The sequence below is a fragment of the uncultured Devosia sp. genome (assembly GCF_913055165.1).
In the GTDB taxonomy this organism is placed as follows: Bacteria; Pseudomonadota; Alphaproteobacteria; order Rhizobiales; family Devosiaceae; genus Devosia.
The window spans coordinates 1-16789 of record NZ_CAJXJS010000044.1 but is presented as its reverse complement, the minus strand read 5'-3'; the positions used below and the strand labels follow the sequence as shown (position 1 = coordinate 16789).

15 protein-coding genes are annotated in these 16789 nt (G+C 63.0%); 5 read left to right on the top strand and 10 right to left on the bottom strand.

Annotated features, from left to right (window positions below; translation table 11 throughout):
• Positions 1-133 precede the first annotated feature (133 nt).
• The 7 genes from ahcY to QZ564_RS13730 all read right to left on the bottom strand — a co-directional run bounded on the left by ahcY (position 134) and on the right by QZ564_RS13730 (position 6335).
• Complete coding sequence (gene ahcY, locus QZ564_RS13760; protein WP_297110954.1) at positions 134-1537, bottom strand: adenosylhomocysteinase; 1404 nt, start codon at positions 1535-1537, stop codon at positions 134-136.
• 259 nt (positions 1538-1796) lie between these two features.
• Positions 1797-2312 (bottom strand): DUF2937 family protein, encoded by a 516-nt coding sequence (locus tag QZ564_RS13755; protein WP_297110952.1) that lies wholly within the window; start codon positions 2310-2312, stop codon positions 1797-1799.
• Positions 2313-2500: 188 nt separating this feature from the next.
• Entirely contained in the window at positions 2501-2800 is a 300-nt protein-coding gene (locus QZ564_RS13750) for an HPr family phosphocarrier protein (RefSeq protein ID WP_297110949.1), read from the bottom strand.
• A 4-nt stretch (positions 2801-2804) separates the two neighbouring features.
• Complete coding sequence (locus QZ564_RS13745; protein ID WP_297110947.1) at positions 2805-3203, bottom strand: PTS sugar transporter subunit IIA; 399 nt, start codon at positions 3201-3203, stop codon at positions 2805-2807.
• A 141-nt stretch (positions 3204-3344) separates the two neighbouring features.
• On the bottom strand, positions 3345-3812 hold the full coding sequence (locus tag QZ564_RS13740; RefSeq protein ID WP_297110944.1) for an HPr kinase/phosphatase C-terminal domain-containing protein: 468 nt from the start codon (positions 3810-3812) through the stop codon (positions 3345-3347).
• A gap of 10 nt (positions 3813-3822) precedes the next feature.
• Positions 3823-5613, bottom strand: coding sequence for a sensor histidine kinase (locus QZ564_RS13735; protein ID WP_297110941.1), 1791 nt, complete (start codon positions 5611-5613; stop codon positions 3823-3825).
• 8 nt (positions 5614-5621) lie between these two features.
• A complete protein-coding gene (locus tag QZ564_RS13730) occupies positions 5622-6335 on the bottom strand; it encodes a response regulator transcription factor (RefSeq protein ID WP_297110937.1) in 714 nt (237 codons plus the stop codon).
• Between the two features lie 259 nt (positions 6336-6594).
• On the opposite strand from QZ564_RS13730, the gene pckA reads away from it, so the two are divergent.
• Positions 6595-8187 carry a phosphoenolpyruvate carboxykinase (ATP) gene (gene pckA, locus QZ564_RS13725; protein WP_297110935.1) on the top strand — a complete coding sequence of 531 codons (1593 nt, stop codon included), beginning with the start codon at positions 6595-6597 and terminating at the stop codon, positions 8185-8187.
• A 98-nt stretch (positions 8188-8285) separates the two neighbouring features.
• Here the strand turns inward: pckA and QZ564_RS13720 are convergent, their stop codons facing one another.
• The gene (locus QZ564_RS13720) at positions 8286-9173 is read right to left on the bottom strand and encodes a cell wall hydrolase (RefSeq protein ID WP_297110932.1); all 888 of its coding nucleotides are present in this window, start codon (positions 9171-9173) and stop codon (positions 8286-8288) included.
• Between the two features lie 298 nt (positions 9174-9471).
• A complete protein-coding gene (locus QZ564_RS13715; protein WP_297110927.1) occupies positions 9472-10167 on the bottom strand; it encodes an HAD family phosphatase in 696 nt (231 codons plus the stop codon).
• A 102-nt stretch (positions 10168-10269) separates the two neighbouring features.
• On the opposite strand from QZ564_RS13715, the gene QZ564_RS13710 reads away from it, so the two are divergent.
• Together QZ564_RS13710 and QZ564_RS13705 are read left to right on the top strand one after the other, a co-directional pair.
• Positions 10270-11679, top strand: a complete 1410-nt coding sequence (locus tag QZ564_RS13710) for a protein adenylyltransferase SelO (RefSeq protein ID WP_297110924.1) — start codon at positions 10270-10272, stop codon at positions 11677-11679.
• Between the two features lie 19 nt (positions 11680-11698).
• Positions 11699-12253, top strand: coding sequence for a gamma carbonic anhydrase family protein (locus QZ564_RS13705; RefSeq protein WP_297110922.1), 555 nt, complete (start codon positions 11699-11701; stop codon positions 12251-12253).
• 385 nt (positions 12254-12638) lie between these two features.
• Here the strand turns inward: QZ564_RS13705 and QZ564_RS13700 are convergent, their stop codons facing one another.
• Positions 12639-14051 (bottom strand): helix-turn-helix transcriptional regulator, encoded by a 1413-nt coding sequence (locus tag QZ564_RS13700; RefSeq protein ID WP_297110919.1) that lies wholly within the window; start codon positions 14049-14051, stop codon positions 12639-12641.
• A 127-nt stretch (positions 14052-14178) separates the two neighbouring features.
• Between QZ564_RS13700 and QZ564_RS13695 the strand changes: the two genes are divergently transcribed.
• Both QZ564_RS13695 and prpC read left to right on the top strand, forming a co-directional pair.
• Positions 14179-15678, top strand: a complete 1500-nt coding sequence (locus QZ564_RS13695) for an MmgE/PrpD family protein (RefSeq protein ID WP_297110916.1) — start codon at positions 14179-14181, stop codon at positions 15676-15678.
• 10 nt (positions 15679-15688) lie between these two features.
• Positions 15689-16789: 2-methylcitrate synthase (gene prpC / locus QZ564_RS13690; RefSeq protein WP_297110912.1), on the top strand; the 1101-nt coding region annotated here is incomplete at its 3' end.

The following is a 16789-nucleotide window of genomic DNA, read 5'->3' as shown; positions in this document are numbered from 1 at the left end:
TGATGGCTGTGCGTTGCGGGCAAAGCACGAGGAAAGGGCTTGACCCGTGAACGAAACAGAAACCTTTCCGAAAAGTAAAAACCCGGGACTATGCCCGGGCTTTTTTTCTCGTCTGGTCGCTGCGTTCGGCGAATTAGTAGCGATATTCGGACGACTTGAACGGCCCTTCCACCGGCACGCCGATATAGTCGGCCTGCTTCTGGCTCAGCTTGGTCAGCTTGGCGCCCAGCTTGGCCAGGTGCAGTTCGGCGACCTTTTCATCCAGATGCTTGGGCAGGACGTGAACCTTCTTCTCGATCTTGTCGCCATTGGTCCACAGCTCGATCTGGGCCAGGGTCTGGTTGGAGAAGGAGGCGGACATGACAAAGCTGGGGTGACCGGTGGCATTGCCCAGGTTCACCAGACGCCCCTCGGACAGAAGGATCAGGCGCTTGCCATTGGGCTGCTCGATCATGTCGACCTGCGGCTTGATATTGGTCCACTTGAAGTTGCGCAGGCCCAGCACGTCGATTTCGTTGTCGAAATGGCCGATGTTGCAGACGATGGCCATGTCCTTGAGCTGGCGCATGTCATCGACCATGAGCACATCGCGATTGCCGGTGGCGGTGACGACGATGTCGGCGCGGGGCGCGGCCTCTTCGAGGGTGACGACCTCAAAGCCTTCCATGGCGGCCTGCAGCGCGCAGATCGGGTCGACTTCGGTCACCAGCACGCGGGCGCCGGCGCCGCGCAGGCTCTCGGCCGAGCCCTTGCCCACATCGCCATAGCCGCAGACGATGGCGACCTTGCCGGCCAGCATCACGTCGGTGCCGCGACGGATGGCGTCAACCAGCGATTCACGGGTGCCGTATTTGTTGTCGAACTTGGACTTGGTCACCGAGTCATTGACGTTGATGGCCGGGAAGGGCAGCTCGCCGCGCGCATGGAGCTGGTAGAGGCGCATGACGCCCGTGGTGGTCTCTTCCGAGACGCCGCGGATATTGGCGCGGATGGTCGAATAGAAGTTCGGGTTCTTGGCCAGGCGCTTCTTGATGGTGGCGAAGAAGATTTCCTCTTCCTCATTGCCGGGCTTGTCGAGAATGGACGGATCGGTCTCGGCCTTGGCACCGGTCAGCACCAGCATGGTGGCGTCGCCGCCATCATCGAGGATCATGTTGGGCGTGCCGCCATCGCCCCATTCCATCATGCGATCAGTGAACTCCCAATATTCCTCAAGGCTCTCACCCTTGTGGGCGAAGACGGGAATGCCCGCGGCCGCTATGGCGGCGGCGGCGTGATCCTGGGTGGAAAAGATGTTGCACGAGACCCAGCGCACATCGGCGCCCAACGCCACCAGCGTCTCGATCAAGACGGCGGTCTGGATGGTCATGTGCAGCGAGCCGGCAATGCGCGCGCCCTTCAAAGGCTGGGCCGCCGCATATTCCTCGCGAATGGCCATCAGGCCCGGCATTTCGATTTCGGCGATTGAGATTTCCTTGCGGCCATAATCGGCCAGGGAAATGTCGCGGACCGCATAGTCGGTCGGGCTCTTGGTCATGGGTCGGCTCCGGAATGGATGAATGTCTTGCCCCTCCTATACGGGAGGGGGTGTTACCGATCAATGACGGATATAAAGATTTGTTTATATCCTTCGAGCCGTCCCGCAGGGGAAATCTCCCCGGCGGGGAGATTTCAGGTGAGAAGGCCATGAGAGCTATGCTCGAATGGTCCCTCGCCCCGGAGTTCCAGTTGAAACACGTTGACCGCGAGCCCCCCACCCCAGCCCTCCCCGCAAGGGGGAGGGAGCCAGATCGTGCCTATCCCCGCGTCACCCTGATCCGCCCCCGGCCGCGCCGGAAGGGCATGGCGGCAAAGCGAACAAGGCCGGAGAGAACGAGATAGCCGAGGATGAAACCACCACCGGCATAAAGAATGCCTTCCATGGTCACGGGCACGGCAGGCTTGTAGGCCTCCAGGGTGCGGCGGCCGATATCGGTATCGAGATAGGCCGGGAGCGATTGCAGGCGCTCGACGGGGCCGGCGCCCTCGATCTCGGCCAGCGTGGCGGACAGCATGTCGTAACGCTGGAAAGTGGCGGTCATGGAAGTGCCGCGCCCGGCGAGGAAAGCGTCATTGGAGGCATTGTAGCGCTCAAGCGCCGCCTGCCGGTCCAGGCCGCCCGCTTGGGCAGCCCGGTCGAATTCCTCGGTGATGACGCGCAACTCATCCACCGCGCCACCCAGGCGCTGGGTATATTGCTGAGCATATTCTGGAAACTGGCTGAGCGTCGTGGCGAGTGCGATACCGCCAATGCCGGCTATCAAGCGTCGCATGCGTCTTCGCCCTTAATTCGTACGCGGTGAAAACGGACAGCTGACTGCAAAAGCTCCAAGTTCAGCTCACTGCCCGGTATCATACCCCCACCCTTTGATCCCTCCCCACAAGGGGGAAGGCATGAGGGCGGGGTGGGGCCGCAAAACACCGGCCCTGCCGTTGAAAGCACTCCTCGCCTTCTCGTTCCTTAAGCCTGCAGCCCATCCACATCTTCATCAAAGCCATTGTTGACCAGTTCGACAATGGCTTCCAAAGCCTCGCGGGCCTGCTTGCCGCTGGCCTGGACGAGTATGGTGGAGCCGGGCCCGGCGCCCAGCATCATCAGGCCCATGATGGAATTGCCGGCCACCGAGGTGCCGTCCTTGATGACGGCGATATTGGCATCGAAACATTCGGCTGTGCGCACAAAGCGCGCCGAGGCGCGGGCATGCAGCCCCTTGGTGTTCACAATCGTCAATTGCTGGGCGACGGCCCTGTCGGCATCCATCAGATCAGCTACCCAGGATGGAATTGGCGACCGTAATATATTTCTTGCCGGCGTCCTGTGCCATGGCCACGGCTTCTTCCATGGTCATTTCGCCACGGATGCGGCCGAGCTTGACCAGCATGGGCAGGTTGACGCCGGCGATCACTTCAACCTTGCGGTTCTGCATCACCGAGATCGCCAGATTGGAGGGTGTGCCACCGAACATGTCGGTGAGAATGATGACGCCATCGCCGCTATCGGCGCGATCGAGCGCCTTGAGGATATCGTCGCGCCGGCTTTCGGCATTGTCTTCGGGGCCGATGGCAATGGTTTCCACCTGTTCCTGCGGCCCAACCACATGCTCCATCGCCAGCTTGAACTCATCGGCCAGCGCGCCGTGGGTCACCAGAACCAATCCAATCATGTACTTTCCCCAAACGGCCGCCGCAGCCCGTAAAATCGGTCGCGACAGCTCTTGAGCCCCCGCCGGCCAGGGCGCCTGGCGCCGCCCCGTAAACGGCGCACAGTCTTGTCCCCAACCGGGCGCGTTGCAAGGGATAATTTGTCACGCTGCGGCGTGTTGAACAGCTTGTGCAACAGCCTCGACGACCAGCAGCGTCTGATGACCCAGGCTGATCACGCCCGCCTGCGGCACCGGAGCGCGCGGCAACGTGCGGCCGAGCAGCTCGGTCTGCAGGTCTTCCTCTTCGACCATGCGGGTCATGTCGGGGACAAGATCGATCACCAGATGCAATTGAGCCCATTCGCGGTGCGGCCGGCTGACGATCCCGCGGCCGCGCAATTCGATCAGCCCGGCCAGTTGCGGTGGCGCCAGCATGACCAGCCTGTCGCCCTCGTCGGCGATATCGACACGATCATCGGCGACCAGAAAGGCCGGTTGTCCCCTGCCCTCCCAGCGGTCGAGCAGCGCCATGGACAGGACCGACTTGCCGGCCCCGGAAGGGCCGCGCAGCAAGACACCGGTTTCACCCAGGACGAGCCCCGTCCCATGCACATTGACTGGCTTGTTCATGCCGCAAAGTCTATTTGCGGGCTCGCGGCAGCACAATTGTAAAAATTGCACCGGAGCGGTCGGTGCGGTTCTGCGCCCGGATGCGGCCCTTGTGGGCCTCGATGATCTGCTTGGAGATCGACAGGCCCAGGCCGGAATGGTTGCCGAAGCTCTCCGCTTCCGGACGATCGGTGTAGAAGCGCTGGAAGATGCGGGTGACATCGCCGGTAATGCCCGGCCCCTCATCGGTCACTGTCACGGTGATGGCCTCGCCCTCGGTGGAGACCGCCACGGTCACCGTGCCGCCGGGGGGCGAGAAGGACACGGCATTATCGATGAGATTGGCAAAGACCTGCGCCAGCCGGCTTTCGTGCCCATTGATCATTGTGGTGCCGCGCCCCAGGCGCTTGCCCATCACCACCTCGACATCGCGGCCTGCAGCAACATCCTTCTGGATGGCAACCATGGCCTCGGCCAGTTTCTCGACATCGACGCGATCGGCGCTTTCGCGGGCGAGTTCGGCATCGAGCCGGCTGGCGCTCGAAATGTCGGTGATCAGGCGGTCGAGGCGCCGCACGTCATGCTGGATGATATTGGTGAGCCGCTCACGGTCCTCGGGCTTTTTGGCCAGCGGCAATGTTTCAACTGCCGAGCGCAATGAGGTCAACGGGTTCTTGAGTTCGTGCGCCACATCGGCGGCAAAGCGCTCGATGGCCTCGATGCGGTTATAGAGTGCGTCGGTCATGCGCCGCAGCGCGCCGGACAAATGCCCGATCTCGTCGGGGCGATCCGAAAGATCGGGGATTTCGGCGCGGGCATTGCCAGCTGTTTGCACCCGCTCGGCGGCTGCCGAAAGGCGCCGCATCGGCCCGGCAATGGTGCCGGCCATCAACAGGGACAGCACCACCTGCACGCCGGCGGCAATCATGGCGATGCGCAAAATGCTCCAGCGCTCCTGGGCCACGACCGAATCGATATCGCCCGGTTCGGTGGACAGGAGAATGGCGCCGACAATGGCGCGCAGGCGCTGCACGGGCACGGCCACCGACACCACAAGCTGGTTCTGTGCGTCGACGCGGACAAAATCGGCCGGGGCGCCAGAAAGGGCGGAGGCCACCTCGGGATAGCGAATGCCCTCGTCGGCCTGATATTCCTGATAGGTGGGATAATTGCCGCCCGGGGCCCAGGAGATCAGCGCGTTCCACCAATCGAGCAGGAAGAAGCTGCCGGTCTTGGAGGTGTCGATGGCCTGGCGCAGTACCTCGCCGCGGGCATAGATGTTTTCGCTGTCGAGGATGAGCAGGCCCTGGCTGTCATAAATGCGCGCGCGCGTCCGCGTCGGGGTGATCAGATTGCGCAGCAGCGGCGCCACCCGCTCGGGATTGATGGGAAATTCCAGGGTCGGATCATAATAGGAAAAGGGCGAGATGGTGCCCGCCTGGGCGTCGAGCAGGCGGTCGGGATCGATGGAGATGATGTCGCTGTCCACCGTGGCCGATGCCGCAATGGCCGCCGAGATGATTTCGCCCTGGACCCGCAGCGATTGCACGCGCGCGTCAATGAGGCCCGCCCGCCACTGGTTGAGATAGAGAATGCCGACAACCAGCACCAGCAGGCCGGCCATGTTGAGCACGACGATGCGGCGGGTGAGGCTGGAAAAGATGGTGAAATCGACAAAGCGCCGGAAGCCGTCGGCCAGCTTGAGCAGCGGCGTCAGCACCAGGCGCCATCCGCGCCGGGCGGAGCGCACGGCGCCTTGGTCCGAAGCGGAGCCCGGATGGGACCCCGTTTCAGCGCTGTGCGGATCGTCGAGCGTGGCCACGTGGGTCCTTACTGCTCCTTGAAGCGATAACCAACGCCATAGAGCGTTTCGATCATCTCGAAGTCGTCATCGGTTGCCTTGAACTTTTTGCGCAACCGCTTGATGTGGCTGTCGATGGTGCGATCATCGACATAGACTTGGTCGTCATAGGCGGCATCCATCAGCGCATTGCGCGACTTGACCACGCCCGGCCGGAGGGCCAGAGCCTGCAGGATCAGGAATTCGGTGACCGTCAGGGTCACGCGCTGCCCCTTCCAGGTGCAGGTGTGGCGTTCCTCATCCATGACCAGCGCGCCGCGCTCGATCAGCGCCTTGCTTTGCACCGGCTCGGCCGTGCCGCCGCCCGATGCCGGATCGCGCGGGGCGGAGCGGCGCAGGATGGCCTTGACGCGCTCGACCAGCAGGCGCTGGCTGAAGGGCTTGGTGATGAAATCGTCGGCGCCCATCTTGAGCCCGAACAGCTCATCGATTTCCTCATCCTTGGAGGTGAGGAATATCACCGGCACATCGGACTTCTGCCGCAGGCGGCGCAGCAGCTCCATACCGTCCATGCGCGGCATCTTGATATCGAGAATGGCCAGGTCCGGCTTGTCCGTCGTCAAGCCCTCCAGGCCCGAGGCACCATCGGTATAGGTGGCGACCGAATAGCCCTCCGCCTCCAGGGTCAGGGACACGGAGGTGAGAATGTTACGGTCGTCGTCCACCAGGGCAATCTTTGGCATTGGCTGCCTTTCTTCTCGTGACGCTAGCTCAGAATCTGGCCCGGACTGAACCCAGCCGCACCGTTCGAGCGACTTTGCAGGCGACAATTACGTACTAAATAAGGCGCGCACCTGCTTTGCGCCAGTCTCGACCCGCGAATTCGTCACCATCCAACTTCCGTCGTACGACCGATTTCGGGATGGTTGGGCCACCGCCCCAGCCTCTATTTTGCCCCCATAACGCCGCCACACAGGTGCGGCCGCGTGGAGAGTTCGGAACATGCCAGCCCTTGATCACACCCAGTTGCGCACCAGGATCGCCGATGGCGCTGGCTCGCTCAGCGAGAACGCAATCGCCCCGGCCCTGGTTGCCGCGGCCATCGGCCAGGGCGGTGCCCGGCTGACCGCAGACGGTGCCCTGGTGGTGGAAACCGGCGCCTTCACCGGCCGTTCGCCCAAGGACAAGTTCATCGTCCGCGATGCGCTGACCGAGAACCGGGTTTGGTGGGATAATTCGGGCGCGATGGCGCCAGACAAGTTCGAAACGCTGCTGGCCGACGTGACCGCGCATCTCAAGGGCCAGCCGCTCTACCGCCAGGACCTGCTGGCGGGTGCCGATCCGGCGCATCAATATGATGTCACCGTGCTGACCCCGAGCGCCTGGCATGCCCTGTTCATCCGCAATCTGCTGATCCGGCGCGGCGAGGACATTGCCGCCGCCGACACCGGCGCACCTGTCACCATTGTCCATGCGCCGCTGTTCGCGGCCGATCCGGTGCGGCATGGCTGCCGCACCGAAACGGTGATCGCCCTCGACATGAGCCGAAATATCGTCCTGATCGCGGGCACCCGCTATGCCGGCGAGATCAAGAAAAGCGTGTTCTCGCTGTTCAATTTCCACGCCCCCGACCAGGGCGTGCTGCCCATGCATTGCTCGGCCAATCTGGGACCACAGGGCGAGGCAGCGCTGTTCTTCGGCCTGTCGGGCACCGGTAAGACGACGCTCTCCAATGATCCCAACCGCCCGCTGATCGGCGATGACGAACATGGCTGGAGCGACAATGGCGTCTTCAATCTCGAAGGCGGCTGCTATGCCAAGACCGTCAATCTCAGCGCCAAGGCGGAGCCGGAGATCTTCGCGGCCACGCGCCGGTTCGGCACGGTGCTGGAAAACGTGGTGCTGGACGAGGCCAACAAGCCTGTCTTCACCGACGTCTCGCTGACCGAGAACACCCGTGCGGCCTATCCCATCGACGTGCTGCCCTCTATTGCCAAAGGCAGTGTCGGCGGGACTCCCAAGACCGTGGTGTTCCTGACCGCCGACGCCTTCGGTGTGCTGCCGCCACTGGCGCGGCTGTCGCCCGAACAGGCGGTCTACCACTTCCTCTCCGGCTACACGGCCAAGGTGGCGGGGACCGAGCGGGGCGTGACCGAACCGCAGGCGACCTTCTCAGCCTGTTTCGGCGCCCCCTTCATGCCGCTGCACCCCACCGTCTATGGCCAGATGCTGGCCGAGCGCCTCCACAAGAGTGGCGCCCAGGCCTGGCTGCTCAATACCGGCTGGATCGGCGGCGCCTATGGCGTGGGCAAGCGCATCGACATCGCCTCCACCCGGCGCCTGCTGACGGCGGCGCTGGATGGCGAACTGGACGCCGTCGAGATGCGCTTCGACCCGCTCTTCGGCTTCGAGGTGCCCATGAGCGTGGCGGGCGTTGAAGAACGCCTGCTCGATCCACGCCAATGCTGGGCCGATGGCGATGCCTATGACGCGCAGGCAGCCAAGCTGGTGGCCCTGTTCCGCAAGAACTTCGAGAAGTTCGGGCCAGAGGCCAATGCCGAAGCCGGCCCGCGGCTGCAGATGGCGGCGGAGTAGAGCTCGTTCCACCAAGCCGCCGCGGTTCACCGCGGCGCTGCACCAAACAACAAGGGCGCCCGAGGCGCCCTTTTTATTTCCCGCCAGCGTGCGGCCGATCAGGGCGCATAAAAGATGTGGCTATCGACCACAGCCACGCGCGCGAAGGTGTTGGCCCAGGACGGGTGCACGGCGGTGGTGTGGTAGTAGAGCGCGGAGCCGGGCAGGATGCCGATTTCCTCGCCCAGCGCATATTCGGCATAGACCTGTTTGGCCAGGTCCAGCGAACGGTTCCAGGCGCGGCGCTCGCCCGGCGTGTCATCGCGGCCATCACAGGCAAAGGTGAACTGGCAGCGATAGCGGCCCTTGTCGGCGTTCTGGTAGATGACGCCGCAAAGCGAGCCAGGGAATTTGGACGAACGGGCGCGATTGACGATGATATTGGCCACGGCCAGCTGCCCGGTTGCGGTTTCGCCGCGGGCTTCGTGATAGATGGCCTGGGCCAGGCATTCGCGCTCGCCATTGGCGATCTCGACGCGCTTGGCGGTGGGCTGGTAGCCCGCTTGCACATAATCGGCCAGCAGATCGGCGGAAACCGAGGGCGCCGGGCGCGGAGCAGGATCGGTGAAACTGGCAATGGCCGAGAGCGCGGTATTATCGCCGCCAAGCGAACCGCGGCTGATATAGCCCATGAGCAGGTCGCTGGTCAGTTCCGGCTGCGGGCCGGAGAGGGTAACGTCCACCGCCCGCAGGGCCTGCTGCCGCTTGACATAATTGGCCAGCAAAGCCGGGGTCAGGGGCTGCTGGCCGGGCGCCAGCGGCATGGCGGTGATGCCGAGCGCCGGCTGCTCGCGCAGGGCGCTGATCTCTTCGGGCATGGGCTGGGGCAGGATGGTCGACTGGGCCTGGGCAGGCGACAGGGTCACGAACAGCACCAGCGCAGCAGCGCCGATCGCCACCATGGGCGAGAGGGCACGCGCGATCTTGTGCTGCCAGCCAGGTTGCATGCCCCGTCCTTACCCCTGAGCCCGTCCGGTCCTTCCGGCGGGCTTCCTGATCGAGACCTAGAAGGTCCCGGCACTTCCCGGCCGGCACACTAGACAAGCCAGCGGCGGGATGGAAGTCGAAATTTACGGCTGGTTAACCATAAATCTTAGCGACTTAAGGCAGAGTTAACGGCCCGCAAAGCCGAGGAAAAGCCCTGATTTTCAAGAGTTTTCCCTGTGCTGAACCGCGCCTTACCGCATTGGGTAAAGCTTTATCGATTTACGCGAATGGTTAATTTTTGTTCACAAGTGTTGCCGCTCAGTCGCGGTCAAAGGCGGCCAGATGCACGTGAACAAGGCTTTCCATGATGGAAATGCCCAGCGCATGGATGTCGTCATTGGGTCCGACCAGATCGGGCACCATGACGGTCTGCATGCCTGCGGCATGGGCGGCGCGCACCCCCGAATGGCTGTCCTCAAGCGCCAGGCAGCGCCGAGGGTTTACACCCAGCCGCTCCGCAGCCGTCAGATAGGGTTCGGGATGGGGCTTGGGATGGACCACATCGTCCCGGGTCACCACCGTCTCGAAGAGGTCGAGCAATCCGGCGGCGCTCAAATGATGCTCGGCATGGGGATTGCGCGAGGATGTTGCGACGGCGGCCGGTATGCCCCGGGCCCGCAATTCGGTGATGAACTCAACGGCGCCGGGCTTGACCGGGACGCCGGCATGGCTGCGTTCGCGCATGCTCACCCGGCACTTTTCGTCGAACAGCGCATAGGGGAAGGCCACGCCATAGGCTTCGATGAGCAGCCGGTTGGTCGTCTCGTGGCTGGACCCCACCATTGAGCGGTGCACATCATGGGTCATTTCAAACCCCAGCTCGGTGCAGACGTCGAAGACGATGTCGCGGAACACGGCCTCGGTGTCGAGCAGGGTGCCGTCCATGTCGAAAATGGCGGCCTCAAAAGGGGCCAGGCGGATGATGGCGGGGGTGGCAAGTGATGCAGATGTCATCTTGTTTTCTATAGGCCGATTTGGTGACATTCGCTAGACGGTGTCCTGCAGGGCCGGGTTGCAGGCGACGAAACAATCCCGCTCTGCTAGCGTTGGCCGGACATGACCCGCTTCACCCCCTCCACAGCGCACGAAAAACTCGGCCCGGACTTTTTCGATCGCGTCGCGCCCGCCGATTTCCCCAAGACCATATTGCGCCATCGCGACCAGCGCTGGGCGGACAGGATTGGCCTGGGGGCGTTGAGCGAGACCGAATGGCTCGCTCATTTCGGCCGGTTCGAGCCTCTGCCCGGAAGCTTCGAAATGCCGCTGGCCCTGCGCTATCACGGCCATCAGTTCCGCTCCTACAATCCCGAATTGGGGGATGGGCGCGGGTTTCTGTTCGCCCAATGCATCGACCCGGTCGATGGGCGCCTGCTCGATTTGGGCACCAAGGGGTCGGGCAAGACGCCCTGGTCACGCGGTGGCGATGGCCGCCTGACGCTCAAGGGCGGGGTGCGCGAAGTGCTGGCCACCGAAATGCTCGAAGCACTGGGCGTCTATACCTCCAAGAGCTTTTGCCTGGTCGAGACCGGCGAGCAGCTTTATCGCGGCGATGAGCCCTCCCCCACCCGGTCTTCGGTACTGACGCGGCTCAGCCACAGCCATATCCGCATCGGCACGTTCCAGCGCCTGGCCTATCTCGAGGACAACGCCAATCTCGGGCGCCTCGTCGATCATTGCATCGCGCACTACTATCCCGAGCTTTCCGGCGCGGAAGACAAACCCGTCGCCCTCCTTGAGGCGGTGGTGGCGAAGGTCGCCCGGCTCGGCGCACAGTGGATCGCTGCCGGGTTCGTGCATGGCGTGCTCAACACCGACAATATCAACATCACCGGCGAAAGCTTTGACTACGGCCCCTGGCGCTTCCTGCCGGTCTATGATCCGGCCTTCACCGCCGCCTATTTCGACGAAACCGGCCTTTATGCCTTTGGCCGCCAGCCCGACACGCTGGCCTGGAGCCTGACCCGGCTGGCCGAGTGCCTCCTGCCGCTGTCCTCCATCGACAAGCTCGAACCAGCGCTCAACACGGTCTGGCCGATATTACGGGAGGAGCTGCCACGCCAGATCCTGCGGCGGCTGGGCCTCGTGCCCCGCGATGTGGAGCAGGATGGAGCCTTTGTCACGGCCCTGTTCGGCTTTCTCGCGGAGAGCAAGGCACCCTATGAGCAGTTCTTCTTTGACTGGCGCGGCGGCGCCCTGAGCAGCAACCGGGCCGCCAAGAGCCCTTCGGCCGATCACTATGCCAGTGAGGCCTTCCGCCCGATCGCCGACCTAATGGAGATCTATGGTCCGGCCGGGGACGTCAATCTCGACCACCCCTATTTCTCCCGCGAGACGCCGCGCACCATGCTGATCGACGAGGTCGAGGCCATCTGGGCCCCGATTGTCGACAGCGATGACTGGAGCCTGTTCGAAAACACGCTTTCGGAAATCGCCCAGATGCGCAATGCATACGGCACGACGCCTTAGCGACCAGGAGGACAGAACCATGCCCGTTTACGCACTCGACGGCGTTGCGCCGAAGATTGACGAGAATGCCGGCTGGATCGCCCCAACCGCCGTGCTGGTGGGCGACGTTCATGTTGGTCCCGAGGCCGGCATCTGGTTTGGCGTGGTGGCGCGCGGCGATATCGAGCCGATCACCATTGGCGCGCGCACCAATGTGCAGGAAAACTGCGTGCTGCACACCGACACGGGCTTTCCGCTGACCATCGGGGACAATGTCACCATCGGCCACGGGGCGATCGTGCATGGCTGCACCATCGGAGACAATTCGCTGATCGGCATGGGCGCCACCGTGCTCAATGGCGCGGTGATCGGCAAGAACTGCCTGATCGGCGCCAATGCGCTGGTCACCGAAGGCAAGGTAATCCCCGACAATTCGCTGGTCATGGGTGCCCCGGCCAAGGTGGTACGGGACATCGATACAGCAGGCGTTGCCGCGTTGACCGCCTCGGCGGACCGCTATGTCAACAATGCCAAACGCTTTGTCGCGGGGATGAAGCCGGTTTCCGGCCATGGTCCGGATTTCGAGCCGGCATAGGGGCACCGCACCTCAGCTTCGCCTTCCAAAGGGGAAGGGATTCCATCGTCAACAAGTGAGCAGAGGGGAATTCTCATTCCACTACATATAAAAGTTCTCTTCGCACTCAACCTTTTGGCACTCATCGCAACTGCAGCTGTAGGGTCGATTTGCAGCAGAAGGCTCGCGGAGAGGATCGACGGCTATCGCCTGGGATTTGCGTTGTCGGTCGGTCCCTTTGGCTTGTTTACGGTGATCGACACGCGTCACATCTCCTGCCCCCCATGGGCGGGAGCGCAATACTTAAAACTGCTGTCGATTGTGTTCCCGGCGTTCGCAATTGAAGTGTTCTTGTTCGCCGTCATTGATCTTCTTTAGACAGGGGAGCGACTGCGGTGTCACCACCTCACCCGATCTCATAAGGCACCACGCTCCTTCTGTCGGCCGGCACGGAGATGCCCGCCGCCATGGGCGGCACGGAGCGTTGCGGGCAGTTGCGGCGCTCGCAGATGCGGCAGGAAATGCCGATGGGATCGAAGGGCGCTTTGGTGAGGTCGAGATCGTCGGCATAGACCAGTTTGCCGGCATGGGTGTTTTCGCAGCCCAGCGCATAGGCATAGCGCCGCGTCACCCCGCGATAGCCGCCGAGGCGTTTCTCGTGGCTCCAGGCGAGACAGAGATATTGCTTGCCGTCCGGTGTCTCGGCCAATTGTCTTATGATCTGCCCATGCGCCTCGAAGGCCCGATGCACGTTCCATAAGGGGCAGGCGCCGCCGAAACGGGCAAATTGCAGGGCGGTGGCCGAATGGCGCTTGGTGATGGTGCCGGCGGCATCGACCCGGGCGAAAAAGAACGGCACGCCGCGTTCGCGCGGCCTTTGCATGGTCGAGAGACGATGCGCGACCTGTTCGAGGCTGGCGCCAAACACACGCGCCAATTCCTCGATATCGAAGCGATAGTCTGCGGCGGCCTCAAGAAAGGCCCCATAGGGCATGTGCAGGGCGCCGGCGAAATAATTGGCTAGCCCCATGCGGGCAATGGGGCGTGCTTCGGGCGCCTGGAAATTGGCGCCATCCAATAGCGTTTCGAGCAGGCTTGCCTGTTCGAGCCCACCCAGCACGGTGGCGATCTGGAAGAACTGGCTGGACGGCTCGAGATGGGCATTGACCCAGAGTTCGCCGCTCTTGCGGTCAAACTCGGTCATGCGGTCGCCATGCGCCGGGGCGGCGAGCGTGACGCGCATATTGTGCATCTCGGCGCAATACTGGATGAGCCGGCGCAGCCTATCCGGCCCGATCTCGCCCAGTTCGCCCGCCAGATGTTCGGCGGCGCGATCGAGCGGGTCGACATAGTTGTCGGCATAGTGGAAGAAGTCGCGCACTTCCTCATAGGCGGTCTGCACATTGGATTGCGGATCGCGCGCCAAAGCCGCATCCATGCCTGCCAGGGTCTCGTTGGTCTTGCGATAGGCGCCATAAAGCGCGAGCACGGCGCGGGCCATGTCCGGCGCGCTGGTGGCCACGGTTTTCAATTCCTGCAAGTTCGGCACGGCATCGCCAAAGACGGGATCGGCCAGGGCTTCGCGCAGATCGATAACGAGGCGGTCCGAGGCGTCCGAGGTGAGGCTGGTGAGATCGAGATTGAAGCTTTCGGCCAGCGCCACCATGACCGACGCCGTCAATGGCCGCTGATTGGCTTCGAGCTGATTGACATAGGAGGCCGAAATATCGAGCCGCGTCGCCAGCTCGGCCTGGGTCAGCCGGTGCTGGGCGCGCAGGGCCCGCAAACGAGCGCCGGCAAAGACCTTTTTCGGGGCCAATCTTCACAACTCCACAAGATTACAAAACTAGGCTTGTGTGATTGTAGCAGGCTTGCCTTTTCCTGTCTTGGGCCTGAGCCATTCTGCCTATATGGTCCGGCGCAAAATTTCCGAATGGAGAGCAGAGATGAAAATCCACGACGTGCGCACCTATAAATCGGCCGAGCATCTGGCGCGCGAGGACCAGCTCGCCTGGAAACTCGCCGCCGTCGCCACCGATCCGGTGCCGGTCGAGGACGATGTCGTCGAGATGATCGGCAATCGCATCATCGACAATGCCGCCGTGGCCGCCGCCTCCATTGCCCGCGGCCCCATTCGCTCGGCCCGCGCCCAGGCGCTGGGACATAGATCGGACAAGGGCGCGCCGGTATTCGGCCTTGCCAATGACACGCTGGTTTCGCCCGAATGGGCCGCCTGGGCCAATGGCGTGGCAGTGCGGGAACTGGACTTCCACGACACGTTCCTGGCTGCCGATTACAGCCATCCGGGCGACAATATCCCACCCATCCTGGCCGTGGCGCAGGCCAAGGGGCTGGATGGCGCAGCGCTGGTGCGGGGTCTGGCCGCCGGCTATGAAATCCAGGTGGATCTGGTCAAGGGCATATGCCTGCATGAACACAAGATCGACCATATCGCCCATCTTGGCCCCTCCGCTGCTGGCGGCATCGGTGCCCTGCTGGGCCTCTCCACCGAAGTGACCTATCAGGCCATCCAGCAGGCGCTGCACACCACGACCACTACGCGCCAGTCGCGCAAGGGCGAAATCTCGACGTGGAAGGCCTATGCGCCAGCCTTTGCCGGCAAGATGGCCATCGAGGCCGTCGACCGTGCCATGCGCGGGGAAGGCGCCCCTTCCCCGGCCTATGAAGGCGAAGACGGCTTCATCGCGTACCTGCTTTCCGGCCCCAAGGCGCTCTACCATGTGCCACTGCCAGAACAGGGCGAACCCAAACGCGCGATCCTGGATACCTACACCAAGGAATATTCGGCCGAATATCAGAGCCAGGCGCTGATTGATCTCGCCCGTCGCATGGGCCCGAAAATCGGTGACCTGACCAAGATCAAGTCGATCCTGATCAAGACCAGCCATCACACCCATTATGTGATCGGCACCGGCGCCAATGACCCGCAGAAGATGGACCCCAAGGCCAGCCGCGAAACGCTCGATCACTCGATCATGTATATCTTCGCCGTGGCGCTCGAAGATGGCGGCTGGCACCATGTGAAGAGCTATGCCCCCGAGCGCGCCCAGCGCCCGGAAACCGTTGCGCTCTGGCACAAGATCACCACCGAGGAAGACCCGATCTGGACAAAGCGCTATCACGCCAAGGGCGAGGACATGGCCTTTGGCGGCCAGGTGATCGTCACCATGGAAGACGGTTCGGTGATCACCGATGAGCTGGGCGTGGCCGATGCGCACCCCAATGGCGCCCGCCCCTTCAAGCGCGCCAACTACATCGAAAAGTTCCGCACGTTGGCAGAAGGCATCGTTTCCCGCGAAGAGCAGGACCGGTTCCTGGCCCTGGTCGAACGCCTGCCGACGTTGACCGCTGCCGAAGTCAAGGCACTCAATTTCGTGGTTTCGCCGGACCAGCTTGGTCCCGAAGCCCCCGCGGGGATTTTCTAAGGAGGCGCAGATGACCGAAGCACCAGGCTTCAAGCCCAAGAAATCCGTGGCCCTCTCGGGCGTCACCGCCGGCAATACCGCGCTGTGCACGGTCGGCCGCACCGGCAATGACCTACATTATCGTGGCTATGACATTCTGGACCTGGCCGAAACCAGCGAGTTCGAGGAAGTTGCGCATCTCCTTGTTCACGGTTCGCTGCCCACGCAGGCACAGCTCAAGGCCTATAAGGCTCGGCTCAAAGCCATGCGCGGCCTGCCTCAGGCGGTTCGCGCGGCGCTAGAAGCCCTGCCCGCTGCCGCCCATCCGATGGATGTGATGCGCACCGGTGTCTCGGTCCTCGGCTGCACCCTGCCCGAGAGCCACGACCACAACGCCCCCGACGCCCGCGCCATTGCCGACCGGCTGATGGCCTCGCTGGGGTCCATGCTGCTCTATTGGTACCATTTCGCCCATAATGGCCGCCGCATCGAGGTCGAGACCGACGATGACAGCATTGGCGGGCATTTCCTGACCCTGCTGCATGGCCAGACGCCTGACGCGGATTGGGTGCGGGCCATGCACACCTCGCTCATTCTCTATGCCGAGCATGAATTCAACGCCTCGACCTTTGCCGCCCGCGTCATCGCCGGCACGGGTTCTGACATGTATTCGGCCATTGCCGGGGCCATTGGCGCGTTGCGTGGGCCCAAGCATGGCGGCGCCAATGAAGTGGCCTTCCAGATTCAGGAGCGCTATGGCTCGCCTGATGAGGCGGAGGAGGATATCCGCGAACGCGTCGCCAACAAGGAAGTCATTATCGGCTTCGGGCACCCGGTCTATACCGTGTCGGACCCGCGCAATGTGGTGATCAAGCGCGTCGCCAAGAGCCTTGCCGACAAGGCAGGGGCAGGCCGCCAATATGCAATTGCCGAGCGCATCGAGAGCGTCATGATGGACGCCAAGAAGATGTTTCCGAACCTGGATTGGTTCAGCGCCGTCTCCTACAATCTGATGGGCGTCCCCACCGCCATGTTCACGCCGCTCTTCGTCATCGCGCGCACCTCGGGCTGGTCGGCGCATGTGATCGAGCAGCGCCAGGATGGCAAGATCATCCGCCCATCGGCCAATTAC

What these genes read in the sequence shown, in the direction of transcription:
- QZ564_RS13755 (WP_297110952.1), bottom strand. Translation starts at nt 2,312, where the DNA reads ATGCGACGCTTGATAGCCGGCATTGGCGGTATCGCACTCGCCACGACG.
- QZ564_RS13730 (WP_297110937.1), bottom strand. Translation starts at nt 6,335, where the DNA reads ATGCCAAAGATTGCCCTGGTGGACGACGACCGTAACATTCTCACCTCC.
- QZ564_RS13740 (WP_297110944.1), bottom strand. Translation starts at nt 3,812, where the DNA reads ATGAACAAGCCAGTCAATGTGCATGGGACGGGGCTCGTCCTGGGTGAA.
- QZ564_RS13745 (WP_297110947.1), bottom strand. Translation starts at nt 3,203, where the DNA reads ATGATTGGATTGGTTCTGGTGACCCACGGCGCGCTGGCCGATGAGTTC.
- pckA (WP_297110935.1), top strand. Translation starts at nt 6,595, where the DNA reads ATGCCAGCCCTTGATCACACCCAGTTGCGCACCAGGATCGCCGATGGC.
- QZ564_RS13750 (WP_297110949.1), bottom strand. Translation starts at nt 2,800, where the DNA reads ATGGATGCCGACAGGGCCGTCGCCCAGCAATTGACGATTGTGAACACC.
- QZ564_RS13695 (WP_297110916.1), top strand. Translation starts at nt 14,179, where the DNA reads ATGAAAATCCACGACGTGCGCACCTATAAATCGGCCGAGCATCTGGCG.
- QZ564_RS13720 (WP_297110932.1), bottom strand. Translation starts at nt 9,173, where the DNA reads ATGCAACCTGGCTGGCAGCACAAGATCGCGCGTGCCCTCTCGCCCATG.
- QZ564_RS13705 (WP_297110922.1), top strand. Translation starts at nt 11,699, where the DNA reads ATGCCCGTTTACGCACTCGACGGCGTTGCGCCGAAGATTGACGAGAAT.
- QZ564_RS13710 (WP_297110924.1), top strand. Translation starts at nt 10,270, where the DNA reads ATGACCCGCTTCACCCCCTCCACAGCGCACGAAAAACTCGGCCCGGAC.
- QZ564_RS13715 (WP_297110927.1), bottom strand. Translation starts at nt 10,167, where the DNA reads ATGACATCTGCATCACTTGCCACCCCCGCCATCATCCGCCTGGCCCCT.
- ahcY (WP_297110954.1), bottom strand. Translation starts at nt 1,537, where the DNA reads ATGACCAAGAGCCCGACCGACTATGCGGTCCGCGACATTTCCCTGGCC.